The sequence below is a fragment of the Pseudochryseolinea flava genome (assembly GCF_003286915.1).
Lineage (GTDB): Bacteria > Bacteroidota > Bacteroidia > Cytophagales > Cyclobacteriaceae > Ohtaekwangia > Ohtaekwangia flava.
In genome coordinates this window covers 312,364-335,063 of record NZ_QMFY01000002.1, presented here as the reverse complement: position 1 = coordinate 335,063, position 22,700 = coordinate 312,364, and the positions used below count along the sequence as shown (strand labels likewise).

Genomic DNA, 22,700 nt, shown 5'->3' with positions numbered 1-22,700 from the left:
AAGTTTGGTAATCAATATTTGGTTTGCGATAGTGGCTTTATGTGCCTGTGGTGTTTACCTGCCAATATTTAAATTCAATGCGATTGTTGTTGCCGGTCACGGTGAATGTCATCTCTTTCTTCATCCGATTTCCTACACTTAGGTCGAAGTGAATTGGAGTTTCTGCTGAGCCTCTAGATATCGCTTGCACGCAATCGTAGAGTTGATCGCGGTCGATGTAGACGTAAAAGTAGAAGTAGAGCTCGTCGCTAAGGCGTTTGAATATTGTGATTTTTTCTGGTAGACATTCGCTTGTCGGGGTAGCCAGCATGTCTATTGATTTTCTGTGGTGTTTAAATTCTGTATCGTCAATGTCTATGCTATGCGTAAGCTCCCCAAGACCCTCTAAACTCATACTCCATAAAAAACGCTTTCCCTGTGCTTCAAATCTTTTTTCAATTCGATTTGATTTGACGATCTTATTGATTTCGTTCAGGAAGTTCTGCTTATCTCCTGGTATAGGTAAACGTTGTCGTATTGTATTCATGTAGCGTTCCTTCGCCTCTTCTGTGATGGCTACTTCAGCGACATCCCAATAAAAGAAGGTGAGCCATTGGTTGGTATAAAGATCTACGCGACCGGCTGACTTGATGTGTATGTCGATCGCGTTGAGTTCAGTGACATCGATGCCATGGAAGGTGTTCATTGTACCGTATGGGAGTTTTTTTAGATGAGGCGCAAATCGCTCGTACTTAAAAACGAATTCATCGGAGAAGTATTTGTCTTCCGTTGCGGAGTACCATGAAAGAATGAATTTATTTGTGTCTTTAGGAATGTAGATCGACTGTTGGCAGTGGTTGTTCATTGACCGTCCGATCTGGCTACTGAGTTCTTCTTGTTTCAGTTCTCCATACGGGTGATAATCGAAGTGCCGCATGAGATCTACGATTTCCTCGTATGCACCAGTCTTTGGATCTAAAAATTCTACCTTTTCAAGGTAAATGAAAAGTTCCTGATAATGGTAAACGTCGAGATGTATCGAAACGTATTCTTTTGAATGTTTACGCAAAGTCTGGTAGGCGCGAGCACGCTGAATAAGTCCGAATGTAATAGGGCCACCGATTGCAACAATGAGCCACCCATAAAGCAAATATGGATTCCATGCTTGACCGGTCCAGCGATGCACGAGTTCGTTCACACCTAAACAGTTTAGTGTTACGATCGCGACGCCGAAAAGCAAAATCGTAATGTCTAGGGAAGGACCGCTGCGTCTATTCACACCGTTGCCTCCAAACCCTTTTAATCCCTGGACTAACGCTGAAACCAATAGCGCAGCGATGAGGCTTACGATGATGGCGGCGGTCCAATGGAAAACGGAAATGAGTAAGTATTGTATCGCCGATACGATTGCCCATACCACGATCGTCCAGACAATTTCTTCTGGAACATAACCTTTTTCTAATACATAGACACAACGGTCTATTTCATTTTTTCGGAGTTGCATGGAATACTAATAAGCTTTTTTGCGGACAATATACGTTCCTTTGCTGTCGCTTTCTGTGACGTTAAATGGATCGTCGAGAACTAAAAACCAAACAGAGGATTGATGTTTATAATCGACAGGAAGCTCTAGCATGTGGTAGTATTGTTGGAGGGGGCGCAGTATTGGTTTAATTGTTTTTTCTTGAAAGTAAAATGTTTCCTGCTGATACGACAACTTATAATAAGCATGAGCAATCCAACTCAGCGGAATGTCGGTGAAGGCAATGGTGCTAAAGGCGTTCTCGCGTTTGTAGGAGAGTGCTTTGAGTTCTACGCTGCGACTGTACTTCATTCGATAGTCATCCGGATTTACGCGATACCAATCGCCTTCTCGTTGATGATCGGAGTACACCTTTTCTTTCTCGTCTTTTAAAGGAACCAGCCGCTGATATCTTGAAAAATAACTTGTTGCCTTCTTTTCTTCTGGAAAGAAGTCAGCGTAGTTCAGCTCACTTCTAGATTTCTCTGTATAGATTCTAATCCATTCGTTGTTCACATAAAAGTAGACGCAGTACCCTCTACCTTCGGCAAAGGAAAGTTCTTTGCTGAAAAGTACGACGGAGGCTATGTCGTAATGTTTTTTTATAGTTTCGTGAACATACATTGGATCGGTCATCCGATCGTCGTTGATGCTGCGTGCGAATGGCGCAAGTGTTGGCGATGTTTGAGAAAGGTCATAAATGCCATTGCTGGCAATGATATAGGGACTAAACGTAGGTATTTCGAATGACGGCTGGCGTTGTATTTGAAATACGATTTGGCCATCATGGTCGAGCTTTAAAATATCCGTGTTCCTTGAAACGATGAAATATCGCGCACGTGTGTCGTATGTAATCGCGTGAATGATTCCACGAAGCGGGTAGATCTCAAATGTTGCTGACGAGATACCATTCTTGAGGAACGGAAAAGCTTCTTGCCGTTTATTACGAAATAGATTGAACGGGAGAGTCAGCTCAATTACGATCGCAAGAATAGCGGCGCCAGCAACCAATTTCAAAATGAGATCCATTATGATTGAACGAGTTGCTCCAACCAGAATTTTGTTTCCTGATCGTTTGTTTGATCAAATTGTGATTTGAAGTGACGCATGATGCTTTCGTCGCGCTGCACAATGGCGCGATGATGTTTGCAACATTTGTAGAATTGACTCACGGTCCCGACATTGATTTTTCCCGACTCAATTTGTTCGCCCATCCAACGTGTGTGTGCGATAAGCTTCGCCGTGTCTGGTGTAACTTTTGCCAATGTTTGGTAAAACGAGTACAACCAGTTTGCACCACCGTTCAATGTATCCGGATTGCTCAATATCGTGTTCATTGATTGGTGAAAATTGTCTAGCGAGAGGTTCCCGATGTCGATACTATTGCCAAGCAGAATGTGCGCAGGCGAAAATGCCAGGGCGCTGTCGACCTTTGTCAATGAATAGAGCCCGTCGTTGATTTGTCGATCGGTGCGACTGCTGTGAGCATGAAAAATGTCGGCCATCAATGAGCGAACCTGTTGTTCTGATGGATTATTTCGAACCGATAGGCACTTGGCGTTGAAGTAGATTTCTGACACTTCGGTTTGAAGACTTGTCAATCGTTTCTGCTCATGGCTTTCCAGCATCGTATCTTGATGTGCTAAAATTTGTTGCACTGCGTTTTGGGCATCGACTTCTTGGTGATTTTCGCGAAGCCATGGTAGAAAGTTCTGAAACAATAGTTCTATGCCTTCACCAGATCCAAGTAACGCGGTGATGATTTCTTTTAGGCTTGGAATCGACGTCCATGAAAATATGTTTTCAAAAAATGAAATTTGTTCTGTTTGTAAGAGCCACTGCACGATTTGTGTTTTGACTTTCGTGTCGCCAGGCTTTAAGGCAATGCAACGATTGATGATGCCCTCTTGTTTTTTACGCGGAGCGCGACTGAGGTACAACAGCATACCCGTGATATGGCGCTCATCACAAAATCGAACAGCGATGTCTATCGTCTTTTCGTGAATTTGATTTACCAGTAGATCTTGAATCGATTTTGTTTTCCGTAATACTAATGCGGCCGATATCGCGATGTTGAGGTCGTTTTGACGCATGAGATCTTCGACATCAAATTTGAGCTCTTGTACGTTGTAGTTTGCTTTGTATAAAAATATTTTAGCCCAAGCACCAACGGCACCGGGTTTATTTAACAACGGCAACATATCGCTGGTGTACGACGCGTATGAAAACCCGCTGACATTATTTAGCTGGATGCTCCAATGTCCAAAGTGAAGGAGTCGTTCGAGATGGAGTTTTTTGTAGTGAGCATTCCAACTGAGTAGTTGCTGAATGATGTATGCGTTTCCTTGTCCGAGTTGAATAAGTGATGCCCCGGCAAGTGTCTTCAATAACTTTGAAGGGTGTTGTTGAAAGATGTGTAAAAGCTGTTGGGTCTCTGGCAGCTGTGTGCTGGCAGGGGCGTAGCTTTTATATTCTTGAAATACATCCTTTGAGATCGGGAAGATACTCATAAGATGGCGTTCTGCTTCGTCACGAACGTCTTGAATGGCGTGTAGCGTTACCGTGGAAAGTTCTACCGCAATTTTTTGAATCAGTTCGAATTGAATTTTAAATAGGTCGTTCCAATATTCAATGCGGTGTGTGGGCTCATTTCGGAGGGAAGCCTGAAGCTGTTTTGTGTTGAAGTTCTCCCAGTCTGCTAACGCGCGTGCTGCGCCGAGATTTTCAATTTCAACGATCGGTCCGTGGCAATCAACGCAAACACTTTCTCCCTTTTGATTCCACACAAAACAGTATGGACATCTAATTTCATGAATGGTTTCGAGTAACAGTTCTGGCATATGTCCCTTATTTGTTGCGTTGCTAATGTTTTTCTTTAAGCGTTTGCTGTTGATCGATGTACTGGTTGTACATGAACACCGGATCAAGGTTTTCGTCGTAGCCCGAGGGCTCCACAAGAATGGGTTTCATGGGCATGTTGATAAGAAATACTTTGTAGACCTGATGATTTGTATTTTCAGAATGGAATAATGCATAGTGCGCGTGGCCTGGTATATCGCGCGTTGCGTAGAGGTATCGGTTAAGGCGCTTATCGGCGTTTTGCCATTCCTTTTTGTATTTGTAGATGATGTTGTTTATTGGGTCATCAACGCCTGAAACCTGTATCAGGAATTCTTCTTTCTCGACCTCGTTAACGCGCAGTATTTTAACACGGACGTCTTTTCCTTCAAAGTTTCCGTAGAAGATCTCAATTTTAGTTCCCACTTCTTGAGCAAACAATGGTTGGGCCGTACGTGCCACGAAAATGGCAGCCAGAAATAGTGTAATGTACGTTGCGCGCATATTGGGTTAAATAATGATGTAAAAATGAAGACGGAGCTTCACAAATACATCAGCCCAAGTGGCGATATGCGGAAATCACTACTTCTAGTGATGGTGTTTTTCAGCGGTTGGATTTATCTTCGGGCTTACCTTGATAGAACTTTGTTTTTCCATCGGTTGCGGTCATGTTATCGTCGATGCGAAATTTCGTAACATCCACATCAAGTACGATTTCTTTCTCGTAGTACACATGATTTTTGTCCTTGCTGTACCGGTGTCCCACAATTTCAAACGTATCTAAATCAGCACTTGCAAAGCGTTCACCCTCAAAGTACACGTTATTTTTATCGCGGGCGTAAATGTAATTCCAATCCGGGAAGGTTTCGAACGTTTCGGTATCGACGGGCGTATTTAACATTACGCCTTTTATAATCGGTTGGTTATTCACCAAGATGTATTCGTCGTCGGTGATTTTGATACGGTCAATTTTATCAAATTTGAAACTTGCATAGCCATGATAGGAGTGGTGATAAAGCAACGTATGCCCCATACGCGCATAACATCTTGCTAGTTTTTCAATTGGCGCGGTCACGTATTCTTTGATGAGTAGCTCGTGTCCGTAAGCAAGGTAAATGTGATGATGATCAGCAACCAATGCTGCCGTTAAAAACTTAAAGGAAGGGTAGTGGACATCAACTTTTTTGTGGTAATAAAAGTAATGATGTGCATCGCGTGACCAACTGTAATTGTTATCGTCTACTGTTAGATATGTAAATGTTTCTGGATTGGCTTGTTCCACAACTAAGAGTTGGTGGCTGTACTCATAGGGTCGATAGTAAACGTGATCTTTGTCGCGTAAGATTGTTTTATCTTTAATGTTGAAGGAAGTATAGTCGACTTGCTGTGGTTGATATTGAAAGAATATATGGTCTTTATCTTTTCCAATGTCATTGGCTAGCGGAATAAATGTTAGCGCATCCGCAGGGAATTTGTGTTTTCCTAGTTCAAACCAATTTCCCATGGACGAATAAATGAGTTCTTGCTTTGACTTTTTACTGAAATAATATGAGTCGGATACGCTTTTGTTAACACAAGGTCCGAGGGGCGACAAGAATCTGAAGATCGGCCGAAATATTGGCGTGAGAATAAACGAAAGGACTTTGGATACCATGGCCCAAGCTACGGGTTGATCCGCATTGGCGCAAATTCACGTTAGTCAAAAATATAAAAGAATTGTTCGGCTGAATTCTAGCTGTCTTTGGCGCTGAAGAAATCTGAAAATTTGTCAAGAAAATTTCTCTCGGCGCGATAGATCTCAAACATTGGGTTGTTGATCACGAGATCTGGTTTTAATAGTGTGAACAAGAGTTGGGCGTTAACGTCACTTTCCAGAAACGGAGAAATCACCTCGTGTAACTCGTCAAGGATTTCATCTTTGTGCCTGCGAATCTTGTAACCAATGCAGAGGCCAAATGTTTCCTTGGCGGGAGGTGGTCCCACAATGCCGGCCAAGTGTAGGACGTCAATCTCCTTCCTATACGAACAGTATTGAATAATGGACTGTACCAGTTGTGATGCGTGCATGACGCTGTGAAAGGATGTGTTTTCCAGGAACGCTGATGACGCAGGGGTATGCTTCGGTTTACCAGCTGCGATCGATCGAACCCATTCAGCGGAGAAATTCCAATTAAAACCGGAGTGGGGATTAAGTTGGAAAGGTCTGTCCTGGTCCTTGAAGGCACGGATAACGTCTGTGAATTTAGCACGGTTCACTTCGATAGGTGTCGCGCCATAACCACCGTTATCCCGAACCCGCCTGTCGGAGGTGAAGATTGCGATGGAATTTTCGTCTGGTGCCAGGAAAAATGTGTTTGGAATCTTAGTGAAATCGACATTGCTCACTACGAAGACCTCAGACATCATGAGTGTTTTAGTAAACAGGGGACGAAAAGCGCTATCATAAAGAGATGCTGCCATAAAACGTTCCAAGTCATTTTCAGGTGTCCACGGACGCCGCGCTTGATCGATCAATTTTCTCTCAAGTAGAAATTGCTGGAATTGGTGGTAACCGATATAGCGCCGAGTAAAGAAGAAACTGATATGACAAGTAACTACTTCTAACGCCGCTGCAATAAGATGCACCGGTTCGATAAGGGTATGTTTATGGTACGCTGATTCTTTTGAGGCTTCGCCAAATATTTTGAGGTACTCGCCAGGCGGTTCCGGATTACCAAAAGTTTCCGCTGCAACAGATGCCGGTGCGATACCGACATATGTAAAGAATGACTGGAGGATATTGTCGTCGTCCTCCAAATAGGCTTGCAGTAACGTCAGGGAAGTAGTAAGGCCTCGTTGTTTTACAAAGTCATCACTTCTTTTCAAAAGAGCCTTCGATCGATCGGAAAAGGGGAACTGCATAAAGGAGATAGAAATGAAATAATGCTGAAAATAGCCATTAATCGGTCAAAGTCGATGCACGCGCAAATGAATTTTCTTTTAGATCTGTGCGCTTAGTCCGAGGGTTGTGACTTGAATAAATATGCTGTACGAGCGTGATCTAATTTTAGGTAAAAAAGCTAAATCGTTTTAGTATTTTCGTGATAGATCATTAACTTCGTCGAACACAAATAAAAGGTGATCATTGATAACGTTAATTTATCATTTTGACAATGAGCAAATATTATAGAGCAAGACAGCGACGAAATGTACTCACGCTGGCTGCATTATTTTTTACAAGCGTGTTATCGGTGGTGACAGCGCAGAATAAAGTTGAGAAACTTGTCGACTATGTCGATCCGTTAATTGGCACCATGCCGCTGACGGACCCGAAAATTCTCGGTTACACATTACCAGATGGATGGCGCTCGTGGGCAGGTCTAACTTATCCGGGCTCGTCTTTGCCTAATGCGATGGTTCAGTTGAGTCCCATTACGGAATATGGTTCAGGCGCAGGATACGAGTATGAAGATCAAGTGATCAAAGGTTTTGCTCATACGAATAAAGGCCATTGGAACCTTTGTCATGTGCCGGTTTTTCCGGTTTCTACAACGTATACAGGAACTGATTTCGGCTCTCGTTTTGTCCATGAAAGAGAGAAGGCTTCTCCTGCGTATTACCAAGTTTATTTGGAAGACTATCATGTTAACGTGCGCCTAACCTCTACGTTGCGTTGCGGCTTTCATCAATATGATTTCGAAGAAAAATCGAACAGACGAATTTTATTCGATCTCGCGAAATCAAATGAACGCATCAATGGTTGGGAAATTGAAAAGATTGATGATTACACCGTTCAGGGATTTCAACAAACTGGCGAACGTATCTACTTCTATGCAAAGTTGAATCATAAGATCAGTAAACTGGTAGAAAAGGAAGAGGGAGCGAAGTCAGGCTATGCACTGTTGCAGATTTCTGATGATAGTGATAAACCTGTTGAAGTTAAAATTGCATTGTCGTTTGTGAGTGCGCAGAATGCCAAACAAAACCTGGAGGCAGAAATTGGCGATAAATCCTTCGAGCAAATCCATCAAGCTGGGAAAGCAACATGGGAAGCCATGCTTTCGAAAATTCAAGTGAAAGGAGGTACTCCACAGCAGAAGAGAATGCTCTATTCATGCTTATATCGTTCATTGCTATGGCCTGCCTTGCGCAGTGATGTTAATGGTGAGTATACCGACGCGAAGAAGAGTGTCATAAAGGCCGATTTTAATTATTATACCATTCCGTCGTTGTGGGATACCTATCGTAACAAGGATGTATTGCTGAGCATCATGTCTCCAAAGATTGCTTTGGATGTTATCAAATCGATGAAAGATATTGGTGATAAAAATGGATTTATTCCAACCTTTTTTCATGGTGATCACGCGGCATCCACGATTGCTGGCGCTTACTTACGCGGCATCAATGATTTTGATGTGCATGGTGCGTATCAATTGTTGTTGAAAAATGCCAATGTCGAAGGCGGCACAAGACCGCATATCAAAGAGTATATTGAAAAGGGTTACATCGCTGATCCAGACATCGAGAAACCTCACGTTGAGACAAAAGCTAAGGCGGGCGTTTCGAAGACTTTGGAATATGCTTACGATGATTATTCTGTAGCACAGCTTGCAAAAGCATTGGGTGATACCAGTAACTATAGAATTTTAATGGCGCGTTCAAAAAACTATAAAAACGTATTCGATCCGTCAACACGATTCATGCGCGGCAGGCTTGCTGATGGCAGTTGGATTAAAAATTTCGACCCACAGTATCCATATTACGAATACATGTACCGCGAGGCAAATGCTTGGCAGGTCTCGTTCTTCGCGCCACACGATACAAAAGGTTTAATCGAGTTGTATGGCGGGCCGCGTAAGTTTGAGCAAAAGCTAGATTCATTGTTCACGTTACCATGGAATCCAAATCATATTGCGCGAAACGTTGAAACGATGGTTGGACAGTATTGTCATGGTAATCAGCCTGACCATGAAGCACCGTTTGCTTACTATTTTATAGACAAGCCATGGAAGTCTCAAGAGCGCATTGATTACATCTTAAACAGTCTGTATGGAATTGATCCGAAGGGATTGACACTAAGCGGTATGGACGATGCGGGAGAGATGTCGGCGTGGTATGTTTTCAGTGCTCTCGGTTTATACACCTATTCGGCAACAGATCCTGAGTACCTCGTTACGGTTCCATTATTTGACGAAGTGAAGTGGATGTCGGGTGAAGGAAAAACGGTGACGATTCAAAAGCTGGGTAAAACGCGTAAGTTGTCTTCGATTCAACTCGATGGAAAAAAACTAAACGGTTATTTTGTACCACATCGTGTATTTAAGAATGGCGGCCGTATTGTTGTGGAGACAAACTAGGTTTTTATTGTAGTCATAGATTATCCCACCACACCAGGAAGAAGATTACAAAGATGAAGAGGTTAAAGAACGATAGTTTATAGGTTCCTTCCCGGTAATCTTTATAATAACACACGTAGCCAGCATTGAAGAGGAGCGCACAGCGAAAGAAGGTTGTGCCTCCTGTTGTAAAAAGTTCGTGGAGCAGTAATGCAACCATAAACGCTGTGATCGGCATGTGTATCCAGCGTACAATCCTATAGATACGCGTTCTGCGTGCGAGTTTCTCTTCTCGCTCACGCTTATCGTTTTCAAAGCGCTTTCGTTTAAACTCGCGCTTGTAAACCTCTACAGGATCCTCCGGTTGTTCAATGAAGATCGTGGAAAATCCGCGATCGTATTGCGCTCGTCTAATAGGATCGGATAATATATCGTATGCGTGATTGATTGCAGCAATTTGATCGTGTGATGCATCGGATGTTTGTCGGTCGGGATGATACTGTTTCACCAAACGACGGTACGCACTTTTAATTTCATGTGCCGACGCATTGCTGGACACACCAAGTATGGCATAGGGGTTCATCAACGCAAAGATAAAAAACTTACGTGATGGGCATTGACCTCTATTTTAATTTCTCCAGCGCTTCTCGCGCTTCCTTATTGTCGGGCCATTTTTCGAGGATCTCCTTGTAAACGCTACGGGATTTTTTCTTGTCTCCCTGTAACGCGTGAGCCTGAGCTAGTTTTAAATACGTATAGGGTGTAACGAAGTGTTTTCGATTTAATGCATAGAATTTGATTGCCGATTTAATCTTTCCAGTCTTCGCGAGTTCGTCGCCGATGTTGCTGATATTTTCCATCGAGAATGTGTAGGTGAAGTAACTGATACTATCGCTTAACATGGCATCGAGTTTTCTTATGCTTGCATTGATCCCTTGCGTATGAATCATTGGTTGTATGACGCTCTCGATCGGTATCAACGGAACATTCAGTTGAGATTTCTTGGAGAGCACATCGGAGAGGTATCGTGTAGATATTCCATAAAGGGCAGCTTGACCATTTCTTTTGTCGAACGAAGAGCCTCCAAGGATGCCAATTAAAAATCCAGATTGATCGATTAAGGGTGATCCGCTGTATCCGCCAACGTTCAGGTTTTCAGGCGCGGTGAAGATGATGCGATCGCCTTCGGTGTAGAGTACCGTTGCTTCTTGTGTCGTGCAGGTGCTGGAGCTATAAGGACAACCCGTAAAATAGATTCGCTCACCACGCTTCACTGCCGTGTATCTTGCTTTCAGTGGTTGGATGTTGGTAGACCTATACTTGGTGGTGAAAACCAGCCAATCTCGTTGCGTTATTGTTGATTGTGGTCCGCTCAGAATTTCAGTGGTGTCGGCATTGATTAACTTGTCAATAACAACGGAGTCTTTCAGATTACCTTTTGGATGCATGATCCATCGCGCTAAATCAGGTACGCTTACCGTACGCATGGATTTTGTCTTCGCTACCCATAGTGCGTGCTTGACCGTTGCGGCTACGGTGTCGCTGCCTGTGTCAATGAGAAATCCCGTGGCGACATAGTCAAAGGAAGGATGAACGTATCGTTCACCGTTACGAAACCACACTTCGTTGATCATGGCTATTGGTGGCCATGTTTCTTTTGATCGTTTTACCCAGTCGTTAGTTTGCGCAAAGCCAATCGTTGGCAGCATCAATAAGATGAAAGCAATCGTATTCGTAACGTACATCGTTTTTGTTTTCAGCAAACATAACGATGGACGTGTTTTGAATTTCCTAAAATATTGTAAAAGAGTGTAAACGAAATGTAAAAAGACTGTTGTCAATACTTCACTACACGCATAAGTTTTTCTCCATCGATCTTGAGTGAATACATTCCCGGCAAATAGTTGGAAAGATCTAAGGTGTAATCTGTTAGTATCCCGCGTGCTACAATTCTTCCTACATTATCGTACATAACAAATTGATTTCCAATGAGCGAGCTTGCAGGGTAAATTGTAAATACACCAGTTGTCGGATTGGGACTGATAGTAGTTTCGTCGTAAAGCGCTGTCTTTATCCTCAACGATGCGAACGGTGGTGTTACGCTCGGGCACTCAATATGCACGCGAATGTCATAGCTGGTGCCGGGACGTAGATCTGAAAGAGACATCGAGGTCGCTGCTGTAGTATTCATGATCCACTCATCGCTTCCGGTGGCGGCGTAGCGCACGATATATGGCGATCCACCGAAGTCGTCATGCCACGCAAGTTTTGCTGCCGTGTGTGTTATAGCGGTAGCGGTGAGTGTTTCAGGTGAAAAACAAACCGTCGTGAAGCTAAGGTTCGTGAAGCTCTGTTGGCCGAGGCAATGCGGCGCAACGGATAGGCTGTACGCTGTGCCGGGTGTCAAATCTGTTAGTGTTACGGAAGTAGAAGTTGTTTCCAATGAACTTGTCTTTCCGGTAAAGTTATTTTTATAGGTAATCGTATAGCTATTGGTTTGGGATTGATCAAACCAGGAGGCAGTTGCCGTGAATGGTGTGATGTCATTAACATGCAGGTTCGAAACGCTTGGGCAAGGCGTTGTAAAGGATACGGTAGTGTATGCTGCGTCGTTTGCGCAAGTGAATTTTCCGCGAACAGTGTATCGCTTTCCAGGAATGAGTAGATACATCGTACCGGATGCATCGATTGTAATCCAATTTTCGTTGCCTTCACTGTATTCAAGAAGCACGCTCCCTGTAAAGTTTCGCTTCGGAATAGCAACGGCGCTGTTGTAGTTTAATTCGGAAATTTCAATTGTTGTCAATGATGGGCATGATGTTGTGAACGTGAGATATTTAAACTGTGTGTAAGGGCTACAGTTTCCGCGATAGCGCACATCATATTCAGTGCCAGGAGCAAGATTAAAAATTTGATAGCCCGAATGCTGAACCCACTGCTTCTTTCCCGCGAGTGAGTATTGGATGTCATACGCATAAATATTATTTGTATTGAGTGATACACTATTAGCGGTAATGGTGCCGAGTGAAAACGACGTCGCATCCAGACATTCTGTAGAGAATGATGTGTAGTGATAGGCAGTGTACGCAAGATGGCATTTGGTGCGCACCCTTAGCTTATATTGGTACCCGGCGTAAAGGCTGTAAAGTGTTGTACTGTAAACGCGATACCATTGATCAGTTTCTTCATGAGAATAGTCGATTTCGAAGTCTTCAAATGTGGTATTCGGGGGGAGAATGATCTTAGCTGAGTTTTGATACGTTTCGATGCGTACATTGGCGGCGTCTAAACAATCTTCTGTCGAGTTTTGCCAGATCTCCATTTGATATCCATCATGTGGACCATAATAATAGTCGTAGTTGGTGATAATCTCTGGTCTTCCATCGCCGTTTAAGTCATTGACTGAGATGTACGTGTATGCGTTGTTTGCAACCGTCAATCCAATGGTTCCTAAATTTTCAAATGCGTTGGTCGTAATTGGTTCCCCAGGGTACAGCTTATTTACAAGAATAGAAAAATCTCGACGGAGCGAGCCGGCAATCAGATCAATTTTGCCATCTCCGTTGATATCTGCGGGTTCAACGTCCGCTCGAGGATCGCTTAGCATCACTGTGGGTGTCGTGAAAAGCATATTGGGTGATTGCCTATTTTCCAAAATAGTCATCACGCCCTCTTGCAAGACAGTATGGGATGCAACATCTTTCCACAAATCGTCATTGAAGTCGCAGCTGATGTAATCTACCATGTGTTTTCTATGTGGATCATCGGCGCGAATTGTATCGAATTGAAAACTTCCGCCTGTGCTCATGTTCTTCATGAGCAAGAAAGAAACTTCATCGTCAGTAGCGACAAGCATGTCCGATGAACCGTTGTTGTCCATATCGTTTACAAGGATGTCCGATATAGCATAGGGCACAAGGATCTGATAGCGATGTTCGAAGTTTGCTGCCGATAATTGTCCTTTCGGGTTTTCGTTCCGGATTGCAATGACATGTGTCTTTTGATATTCAAGGGACGTACTTCCAACAATATCGATGTGGCCATCCTGGTCGAAGTCGCCGAAGGCGGCGTTGTTCAGTTTAATCGTAGAAGGCACATCGACTGGTGCGCCAAAGAAAATATATCCCGGCGCGGATTGGTTTGGATAGATCCTGAGTCCATTTTCGAATCGCCCAACAACGTCTTTCAATCCGTTACCGTCGAAATCAACCAGCGATAACTCACCTGGCGTCGATGTCCCATTGAATAAACTTCTGACAAATGACTGTTCCGTAATGTCACCGCCTTGATTCACGTTCAAGAAAATCGAAAAACCCAGATAGTTTCGTGTTACAATATCAGGTTTCTTGTCGCCGTCCATATCTTCTACAATCGTCTGATAGATATATTCATTGTTTCCAACACGGAGTTGCATGTTGTCGATTTTAAAATCACCGGTGAACGTTGGTGTAAAATAGTGAACCGATTGGGCTCGTAAACCAGATTCTTCATCGACAATAGACACCGGTGCAAGTGACGCGCCAGGAGGGACTTCAACCTTTAGTTCCGTAGAACTTGCCTGCAGTACTTTTGCGCGGGTGGCGCCGAAACTCACAATGTTTTTGGTTGGGGTAGGATTAAAGTTTTCTCCAGTGATCGTCACGGCTGTTTTGATGTCGGCCTTCATTGGCGCAAATGAGTTAATGACCGGCTTCACGGCGGTATAGAATGTAACAATTCCAGTTGCTGCCGATGAATGCGCATTGGTTGCAATCAGTTTATAATAGTATGTCTTTCTTGGCTGCAGATTTTCGATCGGCGCTGATGCATTCACAAATTCCGTTGTGTCGGATAGGGGATACGTTGGTGTGACCATTCCTAACGCTGATGTCGGTCCGTATTCAAAGCGAAATGAAGTAAACAAACTGTTGGGATTAACCGCGCCATGAAGCACAGCGGTTGTTTCAGTAACGTCTACGGTGCGCTTAATTCTCACGAGCGGTGTTAGCGGCAGCGTTGTGAATGTAAGCGTTGAAATTGTATTTCCGTTTTTATTCGAGGCAACCAGGCTCACATAATACTTCGTGTTACTTTGTAAACCTGTGATAATTCCCTCGACCTTCCCATCGTATGGATACTCCTGTGTGGAGCTTCCTAATGCGGGTGTGGTACCATACTCAAAATGATACGACGCGGTGTCAGCACGCGGTATAAAATTTCCGCGAAGCTTAACGGTAGTCGCTGTGATGTCATAGACTTCTAAACTTTTAATGATGGGTTCATCAATTACACCGACTGCGTCCCAAGCTTTGTCGACTTCTTGGTATTCCGTTGAATTCTTACCGTACAAATCTGCCGCAGCTAACATGGAACCTATTCGCGCGTCTAGGTAGTCTGAAGTGTTTCCTAGGTAATCGGTCAGGTTTCTGTAAGCTATATTAACAGCAGCATCCATTCCAATCGGATTTACCGCGTAACTGAAGTCGTGATCATTAACACCGCTACCACCTTTACACAGTAAATAGAACCAGTAATTTTGAACACCAGAGTTGTAGTGTACTCCACCATTGTCGTCATAGCCGGTATACCACAAGTCGCCTTCGTAAGTGTCGGGTTGATTTTTTGAATTTGGATTCACGAAATCTCGAAGACCGCCGCTGCGATAATGTCTTCCAAGTTGCCACGTTGCAGTGTCGCCGAATGCATCAAACTCGATCGCTTTGCCAAGAATGTCGGAGAATGATTCGTTGAGTGCGCCCGGTTCGTAAAGATATTGAAGTCTCGCTTCGTACTGAGTAACACCGTGTGTGAATTCATGTCCAACGATATCAAGTTCAACAAGCGGATTGTTATTGCTTCCATCACCAAAGGCGAGAAGTTCACCTGTCCAAAAAGCGTTGTTAAGGTTTACGTCGACATTCACATACGACATGATTGCCGCACCCTGGTTATCAAAACTATTGCGATTGTGTTTCTTGAAATAATATTCATACGTTTTTTCGGCCGCCCATTGTACGGAAACTGCAGGTTTTTGATACGCAAGGTTGTAGGTCGTGTTCGTCGATGTTATGGATGAAACTGGAACCGGAATGCCCATCAATAAAAGGAATAGCGATCGATTGTTGTAGCTGTAGGTGCTGATTATCCCGCCGTGCTCAGTCTTTCCAGATAATGCCGTGTGGTTTTCATCGATTTGTTCAATACGAATGTTTTGCTTCCCGTAGTAGTTTGTAAGTCCAGTTCCAACCACGTAGGGGAGTGGCGTTGGCTTCGGCTTCGGATCGTGTGTGCAACTGTTCACCAAGCTTACTTTGTTGACCAATTGCCCCGTGCGCGCATCAATAGACATCCTCCAATGTTCGACAAGTGATACACGAATATCAAATTGAAAGACTACTGAAAAACTCCCAGGTTGATAGGTGAAATCTTTCGACGTGATTAATTTTTTTGCTTGTCTGAATATGGTGTCCTTGGTGTTGAGTAATGTGATGGCCGTATGAAATGCCTGTTGTTCACTGATTATTGTTTCAGTGTTAACATCGAGATGTTTTACACCCTTTCCATTTGCAGATCGCACAAAACCACCACGGGTATGCACGCGATAGCCCAGCCCCTCCACTGGGATACCTTGATAGTATTGCTGCAAGGCGTAATGGTTCATGCCAATTTTATCCGTACTCGATTCTACTTCTGAAAAAGTGAATGCGTTTGGAATGGCGAAATATCGATTGATATTGCCCATGAACGACGCTGTTGTTACCGCGCCGTCTTCAAATTCAATGGCACGCGGCGGTTCATTCGTATTGGCGTAATGTATTTTCGCAGGGGCTTGATTTCCCGTTGACAAACTCTTTGCATTTACCGCTGTACTGAGAATCTGCTGTGAGAATGTTTCCCCTGCCAGAAGAAGCGTGATCAAAATTAACGGTATAAATTTTTTACACATAAAACAATTTTTTGAGATGTACACTACTGGTTGTAGATGCTTCGCACTCGTTCTTATAATTTTTTGATCGCTTACTTGATAACGTTCACCCAACTTTTGCATGTGGCGATGTCACCAACCTTCATATGAAAGAAGTATACGCCGCTTACGAGGTCCTTCGCTTCCCAGTCATTCTTGTAATTCGAGGACTCATAGACTTTCTTACCCCATCGGTCAACCACAAGTAGTTGCACGGGTATTCCCAAATCTGATGGTGCAATTGATTCCGGACCGAAACCAATCTTAAATTGATCGTTGTACCCTGGCGATTTATCAGGCGTGAAAACATTCGGGATGCGAAGACTATATATTGATATTTCGGCAGTCTCCTCATAAGAACACCTTTCTTTATTCATTACAACTTTGATGGTGTAAATGCCATCGCGTTCATACATGTGTTCTACTTCTGAAAGATCGGAGGTTGCGCCATCACCGAAATCAAAATGATAGGTTACGCCTTCTTCCGATGGTGTCATATTCTGAAGAAGGAGCGTTGGCCTTCCTTCACAATTCGCTAAATAGCGGTGCTCCCATTGGAAGTCGACGCTATTTAAGACCGTTACCGTTACCGCTTCATTTTTCATGCAATCATGCTCATCGATTACGGTAACGAAATAATTGGTTGTACGCGTTGGCTGAACTGTTAGCCGTGGCGTTGGTGCATCTATTGAAAGATCATCACTTGTCCATGCGTAGGTAACGCCACCGCTGGCTGACAACTCAAACGTTTCGCCTTCACATATCCGACCATCATCAATGACCGCGATATTATCTTTGAAATAGGTAATCGTCTTGGTTACAGAATCAGCTTGATTACAAGTGTTGATGTTGATTGCTTTCAGTTTAACATGATAGACGCCTTCATCTACGAAATGATGGAGTGTCGATACGGTGTCTTGTTTTGTGGTGTTGAATTTCGTGCCGTCGTTAAAATCCCAAACGAACTGCTCTCCATTGATGCTCAAATTTTTAAATCGTATCCCGGCAGGGAAACATGCTTTCTCGACGTTGGTGATCGAAAAGTCTTCGTTATACGTTTGAAAGGCAGCGCGAACGTAGGGCTTTATGCCAAGTCCGACACGCCCGGTCTTGGAGCATCCATTCTCGTCGATAACGGTTACAATGTATGTTGTTGGCTCCGATGGCGATACTGTAGGTGATGGCTCGGACGATGTGAATGTTCCGTCTTCGCTGCTCCAACTGTACGACACGCCGCCACTCGCCGTAAGTTGATAGGTACCGCCTTCGCAAACCAAGTCGTCATTACCAATAACGATCTTGTCTTTAAAGTAGTTGATGAGTTTTACAACCGAATCGGCTTTGTTACATGAATTGGGATTCATTGCTTTTAATTGAACGCTGTAAATGCCACCGTCTTGAAAATTGTGTATGATGGAGGTTGTATCTTGTTTCGTTCGATTAACTTTCGTTCCATCGTCGAAATCCCACACAAAGGTCTCGCCGTTTATGCTTTGATTTTTGAATCTTATACTTCCTGGAAAGCATACGTTGTTATAGTCATCGATGGTGAAATCCAAGTTGTATGTTTTGAAGTCGGCAGAGACATAGGGCGTGATCCCGAGTAGAACGTCATCTGTTTTGGTGCAACCATTTTCATCGATCACAGTCACCGTGTATTTGGTGGGCACAGTCGGTGATACAACGGGTGACGGATCAGTGGAAGTAAACGTTCCATCTTCACTTGTCCAACTGTACGTCACGCCACCACTCGCCTTGAGTTGATAACTGCCACCTTCACAAACCACATCGTCATTGCCAACAATAATTTTGTCTTTGAAATACGTAATTACTTTGGTGATTGAATCGCTTTGACTGCACGTGCTAAGGTCTGTGATTTTAAGCTTCACGTGGTACTGTCCTGCCTCTTTATATTGATGGACGATGTCGCGTGGATCAGTGTTACGCTTCGTAACAATGGTACCATCGTCGAAATCCCAAATGATTGTTCTTCCTCCTGTACTTTGATTCTGAAACACAATCTGTTCTGGATAACAAACATTGTTGTAACCCGGCATGGTCAAAGCCAGGTTGTTGGTATCGAAGATGGCGCGCAGTGATGATAAGTCGAACTTGAATGCCGCGTTGTTGCAATTTGCACTTTTGTTGAGTCGTGACTTAGCATTAGGCGTCGTCGGGAAGTCTGACGTTGCCACGTTTCCAGCTTCGTTGCCAAAGGTACAACCCGAACATACCGCATGGTACACAATACCATACTTGTCGAATCGCGAAGTGCCACCATCGACGTGTGTTTTGGATGAACCACCGCCGAGGTAAGTTGAATACACCAGTTCTGTAGCGTCGCCATTTAAAACCATGAAATAGAAATCTGAGCCCGACGTCGTTTTTTGAAAAGCATCGTTGGTGATGGGCATGTTGTGTGTCGAACTCTGCCAGAATCCTGTTTGTGAGCTTGAGTTTACGAAGCCTCCCCAGCCTGCCATGTAGATGTTGTCGCAGTCGTTCACAAGAAACGCTGTGGGAGAGATGTTGGGGATTATTAATCCGCTCGGCGAGGGTGCACCGAATACTGTTGAGTACTCCAGTGTACTTAAGTCGGATGAAAATTTCTGTAAGAATTGTCCCGTGTTTTCGTTGTGAAAAACGCCTGCGGTGATCGGCATCTGGCCTGCAGTTTGGCCATAGCAATAGATATTGCCACTGGAATTCAGATCGACAAAATAAATCTGATCGAATGAGTTTGTGCCTGTCACAGTAGCATTCAGGATTGCACTTCCGTTAGCAGCGATTCGCGCGATCCAACCATCAACGATACCATTGAAAGCCTGTTGATATGCGCCGGTTGTTGTCGGAAAATCAAAGCTACTGGTGCCTCCCGCCACGACTACGTTTTTGTTACCATCGAATTTTATGGAGTATGCTGCATCGAATCCGGAACCGCCTACATACGTAGACCAAACAATGGATGATAGGTCGGGAGACATTTTGATAACCACGCCATCGGTATCTCCTTCGAGCGAATTGTCAAAGCCATTTACGATTGGGAAATCACTAGACGCTGTAACGGAGGTGAGGTAAACATGTCCGGTCTCATCCGTGATGATGTCACCACGCATCTCGTCACCGTAATTTACCACCAGTGGTCCACCAATCTGTTTCGGTGTATTTAATCCATCATTGCCGGAGCCGCCAAGGAATGTCGATCCAATCAATTGATCGCCATTGGGAGACAATCGTGTAACAACAATATCCCAATGGTCATTGGTGTTCAATACGCGATTAAAAACCAATGCGCCAGGATTAAACGTTGCATCAATAGCATTGCTACTCGTGGGATAGTCGGGTGAGCTGGAGATGCCGAGCACAAGTAGATCTCCTGATGCTTTATCGACAACAAGACTCTCAGGCGAATCGTTATTCACGCCGCCGAGGTGTGTAGCATACAAGAACTTCGTTCCAAGCGAATCATACTTGATAATACCCATGTCGAAGCTTCCACGATTGCTGGTTTGGAAAGCACCAGTCGTCGCCGGAAAGAATCCACCGAGATCTTGACGGGTAACGCCAGCGGAGTAAAGCGTACCATGTTCGCCGGGCGTGGCCGTGCTTCCCCAGTTGTCGGCAGTGGAACCTGAGTATGTTGAGAAAATTAAGAGCGGGTCAATGGTCAGTTCGCGTGTATCATCGTAGCCGTCTGGAAATGAAAAAGAAACAGTATTGTCAATAAGTTTATACGCACTTGATACTGCATCTTTTTTAGTGTTGGTGAATTGATAAGAAAAAGGTTTCAATTCGCTGAGTGATCCTACTGATGTTTCGATCTTCAAATCGCTCTCTACCTTTTCGATGCGGTCAACACCGGCGTATTCAATTTTAATTTGCGATGGATCAGCACCAGGTCTGACGATGAAGTCATACTTTAAATTTTGTCCCAGAGAAGACACGCGAAAATCAATTCCATCATATACATCCTTGTATAAGATTGACGCATAAGCAAGTGCATGTGTGGCCCATCGACGTTGGTCACTTCCCAAGAAATAATTGTGATGGCCGTCTAACGGTTTTTCAAGCACAGGCTTAGCTTGTACGTTAGATCCAATCAGGTTGATTTGAAAATAATGGCCCTGAATTGGCTCGGCATGACCATCGAATTCGTTGATCGCACTGTGGTTATGACTGTCTAAATGACGGTGTTCCATTTCCTCAACATCAAGAAGTTGAATGGAAAATCCTTTTGGGGAGACGCCTAATCGTCCTCCTGGAACTTGTGCTTGAAAATCAATATCAGGATTCCACTGACCTTTGTTTTGAATAAAACGCAAGCTTTGAACGTCTTGGCCAATAGCATGGAATGCTAGGAATAATAGAAGCAATGGGGTTAGCCGCATGGGCCGAATATACTAAAAAAATAAGCACCACCGCCTGCCGTAGGATTGTCAATGCGAGATGTTACTGCCTTTGCGTTTTCAAATCGCATGGTTAGTCCAGTGCTTCACTGGCATACGCTGACAGTACGTGAACAATTCATCGCGCAGCGCGTTGCCACCTGAGCATTTCTACTCAGATGGTAACGCTTTTTATTGCCTGTTAAGGCGCTGTTTGCAATGACTTTTCAATGTCGACGCGTGTGATCCATGTCCCTTTTACCATCACGCCTTCGATCTTGTTTGCGTTCTCGATATTTGTGAGCGGATTTTGACTGAGCAGAACAAGGTCTGCATGCTTACCAACTTCAACCGTACCCCATTGGCTCGATTGCCCTAAGCTGGTTGCGGCATTTACTGTCGCGGCACGCAAGATGTCGTAGGGTTTTATTCCAGCTTGTGCGAAAATTTTCATTTCCTCATGGAATCCAAAACCCGGAATAATAAACTCGCCGTCACCTGGACTAATCAGTAATAGCACACCTGCTTTGTTGATCTTGCTGATTAGGTTGAGGTAAGTTGCAATGCGTGCTGCAGTTGTAGTGCGTTGCGCTTCTAGATTGGTCGTGGTGTTTAATCTCTGTTGCCACTTCTCAACCCAGGCTTGCTTCATGATTGGTCTTACATATTCCATTCCCGATGTCGCTTGAAGTTCCTCTAATGTGCGCTGATAGCCAAAAACGGAATACCAAAATACATCCGGGCAATGCGATACGCCGCGCTGATGCATCTCCGAAAATAACTTGAACGTTAGTGCTGAATCCTGTTCGTAACTGTTTACGAACGGTTCAATATGTTCGATCCCTTTTTGTCCACTACGAATGGCACGCGATAATTTTCCATCAGGCGCATGCCCCACAACAGCCCATTTATTTTTTGTGAACATCGGCATCAGTTGATCATACAGCACTGTATCGATTGATAGTATTTTAATGAAATCATATCCCTGATTCATATAGTCCCGAAATGTAGCTTCGCCGTTGTCGACGCTTAGTGATTTGTCTTGTTTGGTGATGGGCGGACTGCTTACATAGATCGTTGGCGCTTGCTTTTTAGACAGCAAGGCATTTTTGCGCATTTCTAATTGTGACGGATGTCCGCGCATGCCGCGTAGTGTAGTGACACCGTTGAGTAAGTTCAGTAAAAAATAGCGCTCTTCTGAGTAGGGTTGCGATTGGTGGCCTGGAAGATGGGCATGCATATCAGCATAACCAGGTGTCAAGTATTTGTTTGTGCCATCAATTTTATGATATCCTTTCGGTATCACAATGTTTTTACCAATAGCCTTGATCGTTCCATTTTCGATCAGTACCGTTTGGTCTGGCACGATTACATTTTCTGTCAGCGGAATGACGTTAACATGTTCGATGGCTGTCTTTACCTGTTGTGCAGAAACGGATAGGGAAGCAAAAAGTAAGATTACAAAGTACAGTGTTAGTCCATGCTTGTACTGAGAATTGTTTCGGATATTCATTGGGGTTATTATTTTCTTAAAACTAGATCATTACACAGATCGAAAGAAGCGCCGGAATGTTAATGAGTTGTTATAGTTGAAAACGGTGAACCCGTTGTGATGGTCACGTCCGTAGCGTTTTCTTATACCTGATTTCTCGGATACATTGTTAACGGTTAGGCTACACGGCTGCCATTCAATAATTAGGGGTGGCCATTCAATAAGT

The 22,700-nt window shown here is 43.9% G+C and carries 12 protein-coding genes; 1 reads left to right on the top strand and 11 read right to left on the bottom strand.

The features are described 5' to 3' along the window. Positions 1-37: 37 nt before the first annotated feature. From DQQ10_RS06660 to DQQ10_RS06635, 6 genes are all read right to left on the bottom strand, one after another. Positions 38-1,483: an MFS transporter gene (locus DQQ10_RS06660; RefSeq protein WP_112746044.1), complete on the bottom strand. Its 1,446-nt coding sequence runs from the start codon at positions 1,481-1,483 to the stop codon at positions 38-40. A 6-nt stretch (positions 1,484-1,489) separates the two neighbouring features. Continuing rightward, positions 1,490-2,530 (bottom strand): hypothetical protein, encoded by a 1,041-nt coding sequence (locus tag DQQ10_RS06655; RefSeq protein ID WP_112746043.1) that lies wholly within the window; start codon positions 2,528-2,530, stop codon positions 1,490-1,492. Then, a complete protein-coding gene (locus DQQ10_RS06650) occupies positions 2,530-4,341 on the bottom strand; it encodes a hypothetical protein (RefSeq protein ID WP_112746042.1) in 1,812 nt (603 codons plus the stop codon). The genes DQQ10_RS06655 and DQQ10_RS06650 overlap by 1 nt, the downstream gene beginning before the upstream one ends. 22 nt (positions 4,342-4,363) lie before the next feature. Beyond that, positions 4,364-4,843, bottom strand: coding sequence for a hypothetical protein (locus tag DQQ10_RS06645; protein ID WP_112746041.1), 480 nt, complete (start codon positions 4,841-4,843; stop codon positions 4,364-4,366). Positions 4,844-4,943: 100 nt separating this feature from the next. Further along, positions 4,944-5,993, bottom strand: coding sequence for a DKNYY domain-containing protein (locus tag DQQ10_RS06640; RefSeq protein WP_112746040.1), 1,050 nt, complete (start codon positions 5,991-5,993; stop codon positions 4,944-4,946). 77 nt (positions 5,994-6,070) lie between these two features. After that, positions 6,071-7,204, bottom strand: coding sequence for a hypothetical protein (locus DQQ10_RS06635; RefSeq protein ID WP_133259564.1), 1,134 nt, complete (start codon positions 7,202-7,204; stop codon positions 6,071-6,073). A gap of 287 nt (positions 7,205-7,491) precedes the next feature. On the opposite strand from DQQ10_RS06635, the gene DQQ10_RS06630 reads away from it, so the two are divergent. Then, a complete protein-coding gene (locus DQQ10_RS06630) occupies positions 7,492-9,675 on the top strand; it encodes a GH92 family glycosyl hydrolase (protein ID WP_112746038.1) in 2,184 nt (727 codons plus the stop codon). Positions 9,676-9,688: 13 nt separating this feature from the next. Here DQQ10_RS06630 and DQQ10_RS06625 read toward each other — a convergent pair whose 3' ends face one another. The 5 genes from DQQ10_RS06625 to DQQ10_RS06605 form a co-directional block, all read right to left on the bottom strand. Continuing rightward, positions 9,689-10,237 (bottom strand): J domain-containing protein, encoded by a 549-nt coding sequence (locus DQQ10_RS06625; RefSeq protein ID WP_112746037.1) that lies wholly within the window; start codon positions 10,235-10,237, stop codon positions 9,689-9,691. Between the two features lie 40 nt (positions 10,238-10,277). Beyond that, positions 10,278-11,399, bottom strand: a complete 1,122-nt coding sequence (locus DQQ10_RS06620; RefSeq protein ID WP_112746036.1) for a trypsin-like peptidase domain-containing protein — start codon at positions 11,397-11,399, stop codon at positions 10,278-10,280. Positions 11,400-11,491: 92 nt separating this feature from the next. Next, entirely contained in the window at positions 11,492-16,579 is a 5,088-nt protein-coding gene (locus DQQ10_RS06615) for a M4 family metallopeptidase (protein WP_165823819.1), read from the bottom strand. A gap of 71 nt (positions 16,580-16,650) precedes the next feature. Continuing rightward, positions 16,651-20,985, bottom strand: coding sequence for a DUF7948 domain-containing protein (locus tag DQQ10_RS06610; protein ID WP_112746034.1), 4,335 nt, complete (start codon positions 20,983-20,985; stop codon positions 16,651-16,653). 199 nt (positions 20,986-21,184) lie between these two features. Further along, entirely contained in the window at positions 21,185-22,495 is a 1,311-nt protein-coding gene (locus tag DQQ10_RS06605; protein WP_112746033.1) for an amidohydrolase family protein, read from the bottom strand. Between the last annotated feature and the right edge of the window lie 205 nt (positions 22,496-22,700).

What these genes read in the sequence shown, in the direction of transcription:
- DQQ10_RS06660 (WP_112746044.1), bottom strand. Translation starts at nt 1,483, where the DNA reads ATGCAACTCCGAAAAAATGAAATAGACCGTTGTGTCTATGTATTAGAA.
- DQQ10_RS06655 (WP_112746043.1), bottom strand. Translation starts at nt 2,530, where the DNA reads ATGGATCTCATTTTGAAATTGGTTGCTGGCGCCGCTATTCTTGCGATC.
- DQQ10_RS06650 (WP_112746042.1), bottom strand. Translation starts at nt 4,341, where the DNA reads ATGCCAGAACTGTTACTCGAAACCATTCATGAAATTAGATGTCCATAC.
- DQQ10_RS06645 (WP_112746041.1), bottom strand. Translation starts at nt 4,843, where the DNA reads ATGCGCGCAACGTACATTACACTATTTCTGGCTGCCATTTTCGTGGCA.
- DQQ10_RS06640 (WP_112746040.1), bottom strand. Translation starts at nt 5,993, where the DNA reads ATGGTATCCAAAGTCCTTTCGTTTATTCTCACGCCAATATTTCGGCCG.
- DQQ10_RS06630 (WP_112746038.1), top strand. Translation starts at nt 7,492, where the DNA reads ATGAGCAAATATTATAGAGCAAGACAGCGACGAAATGTACTCACGCTG.
- DQQ10_RS06625 (WP_112746037.1), bottom strand. Translation starts at nt 10,237, where the DNA reads ATGAACCCCTATGCCATACTTGGTGTGTCCAGCAATGCGTCGGCACAT.
- DQQ10_RS06620 (WP_112746036.1), bottom strand. Translation starts at nt 11,399, where the DNA reads ATGTACGTTACGAATACGATTGCTTTCATCTTATTGATGCTGCCAACG.
- DQQ10_RS06615 (WP_165823819.1), bottom strand. Translation starts at nt 16,579, where the DNA reads ATGTGTAAAAAATTTATACCGTTAATTTTGATCACGCTTCTTCTGGCA.
- DQQ10_RS06610 (WP_112746034.1), bottom strand. Translation starts at nt 20,985, where the DNA reads ATGCGGCTAACCCCATTGCTTCTATTATTCCTAGCATTCCATGCTATT.
- DQQ10_RS06605 (WP_112746033.1), bottom strand. Translation starts at nt 22,495, where the DNA reads ATGAATATCCGAAACAATTCTCAGTACAAGCATGGACTAACACTGTAC.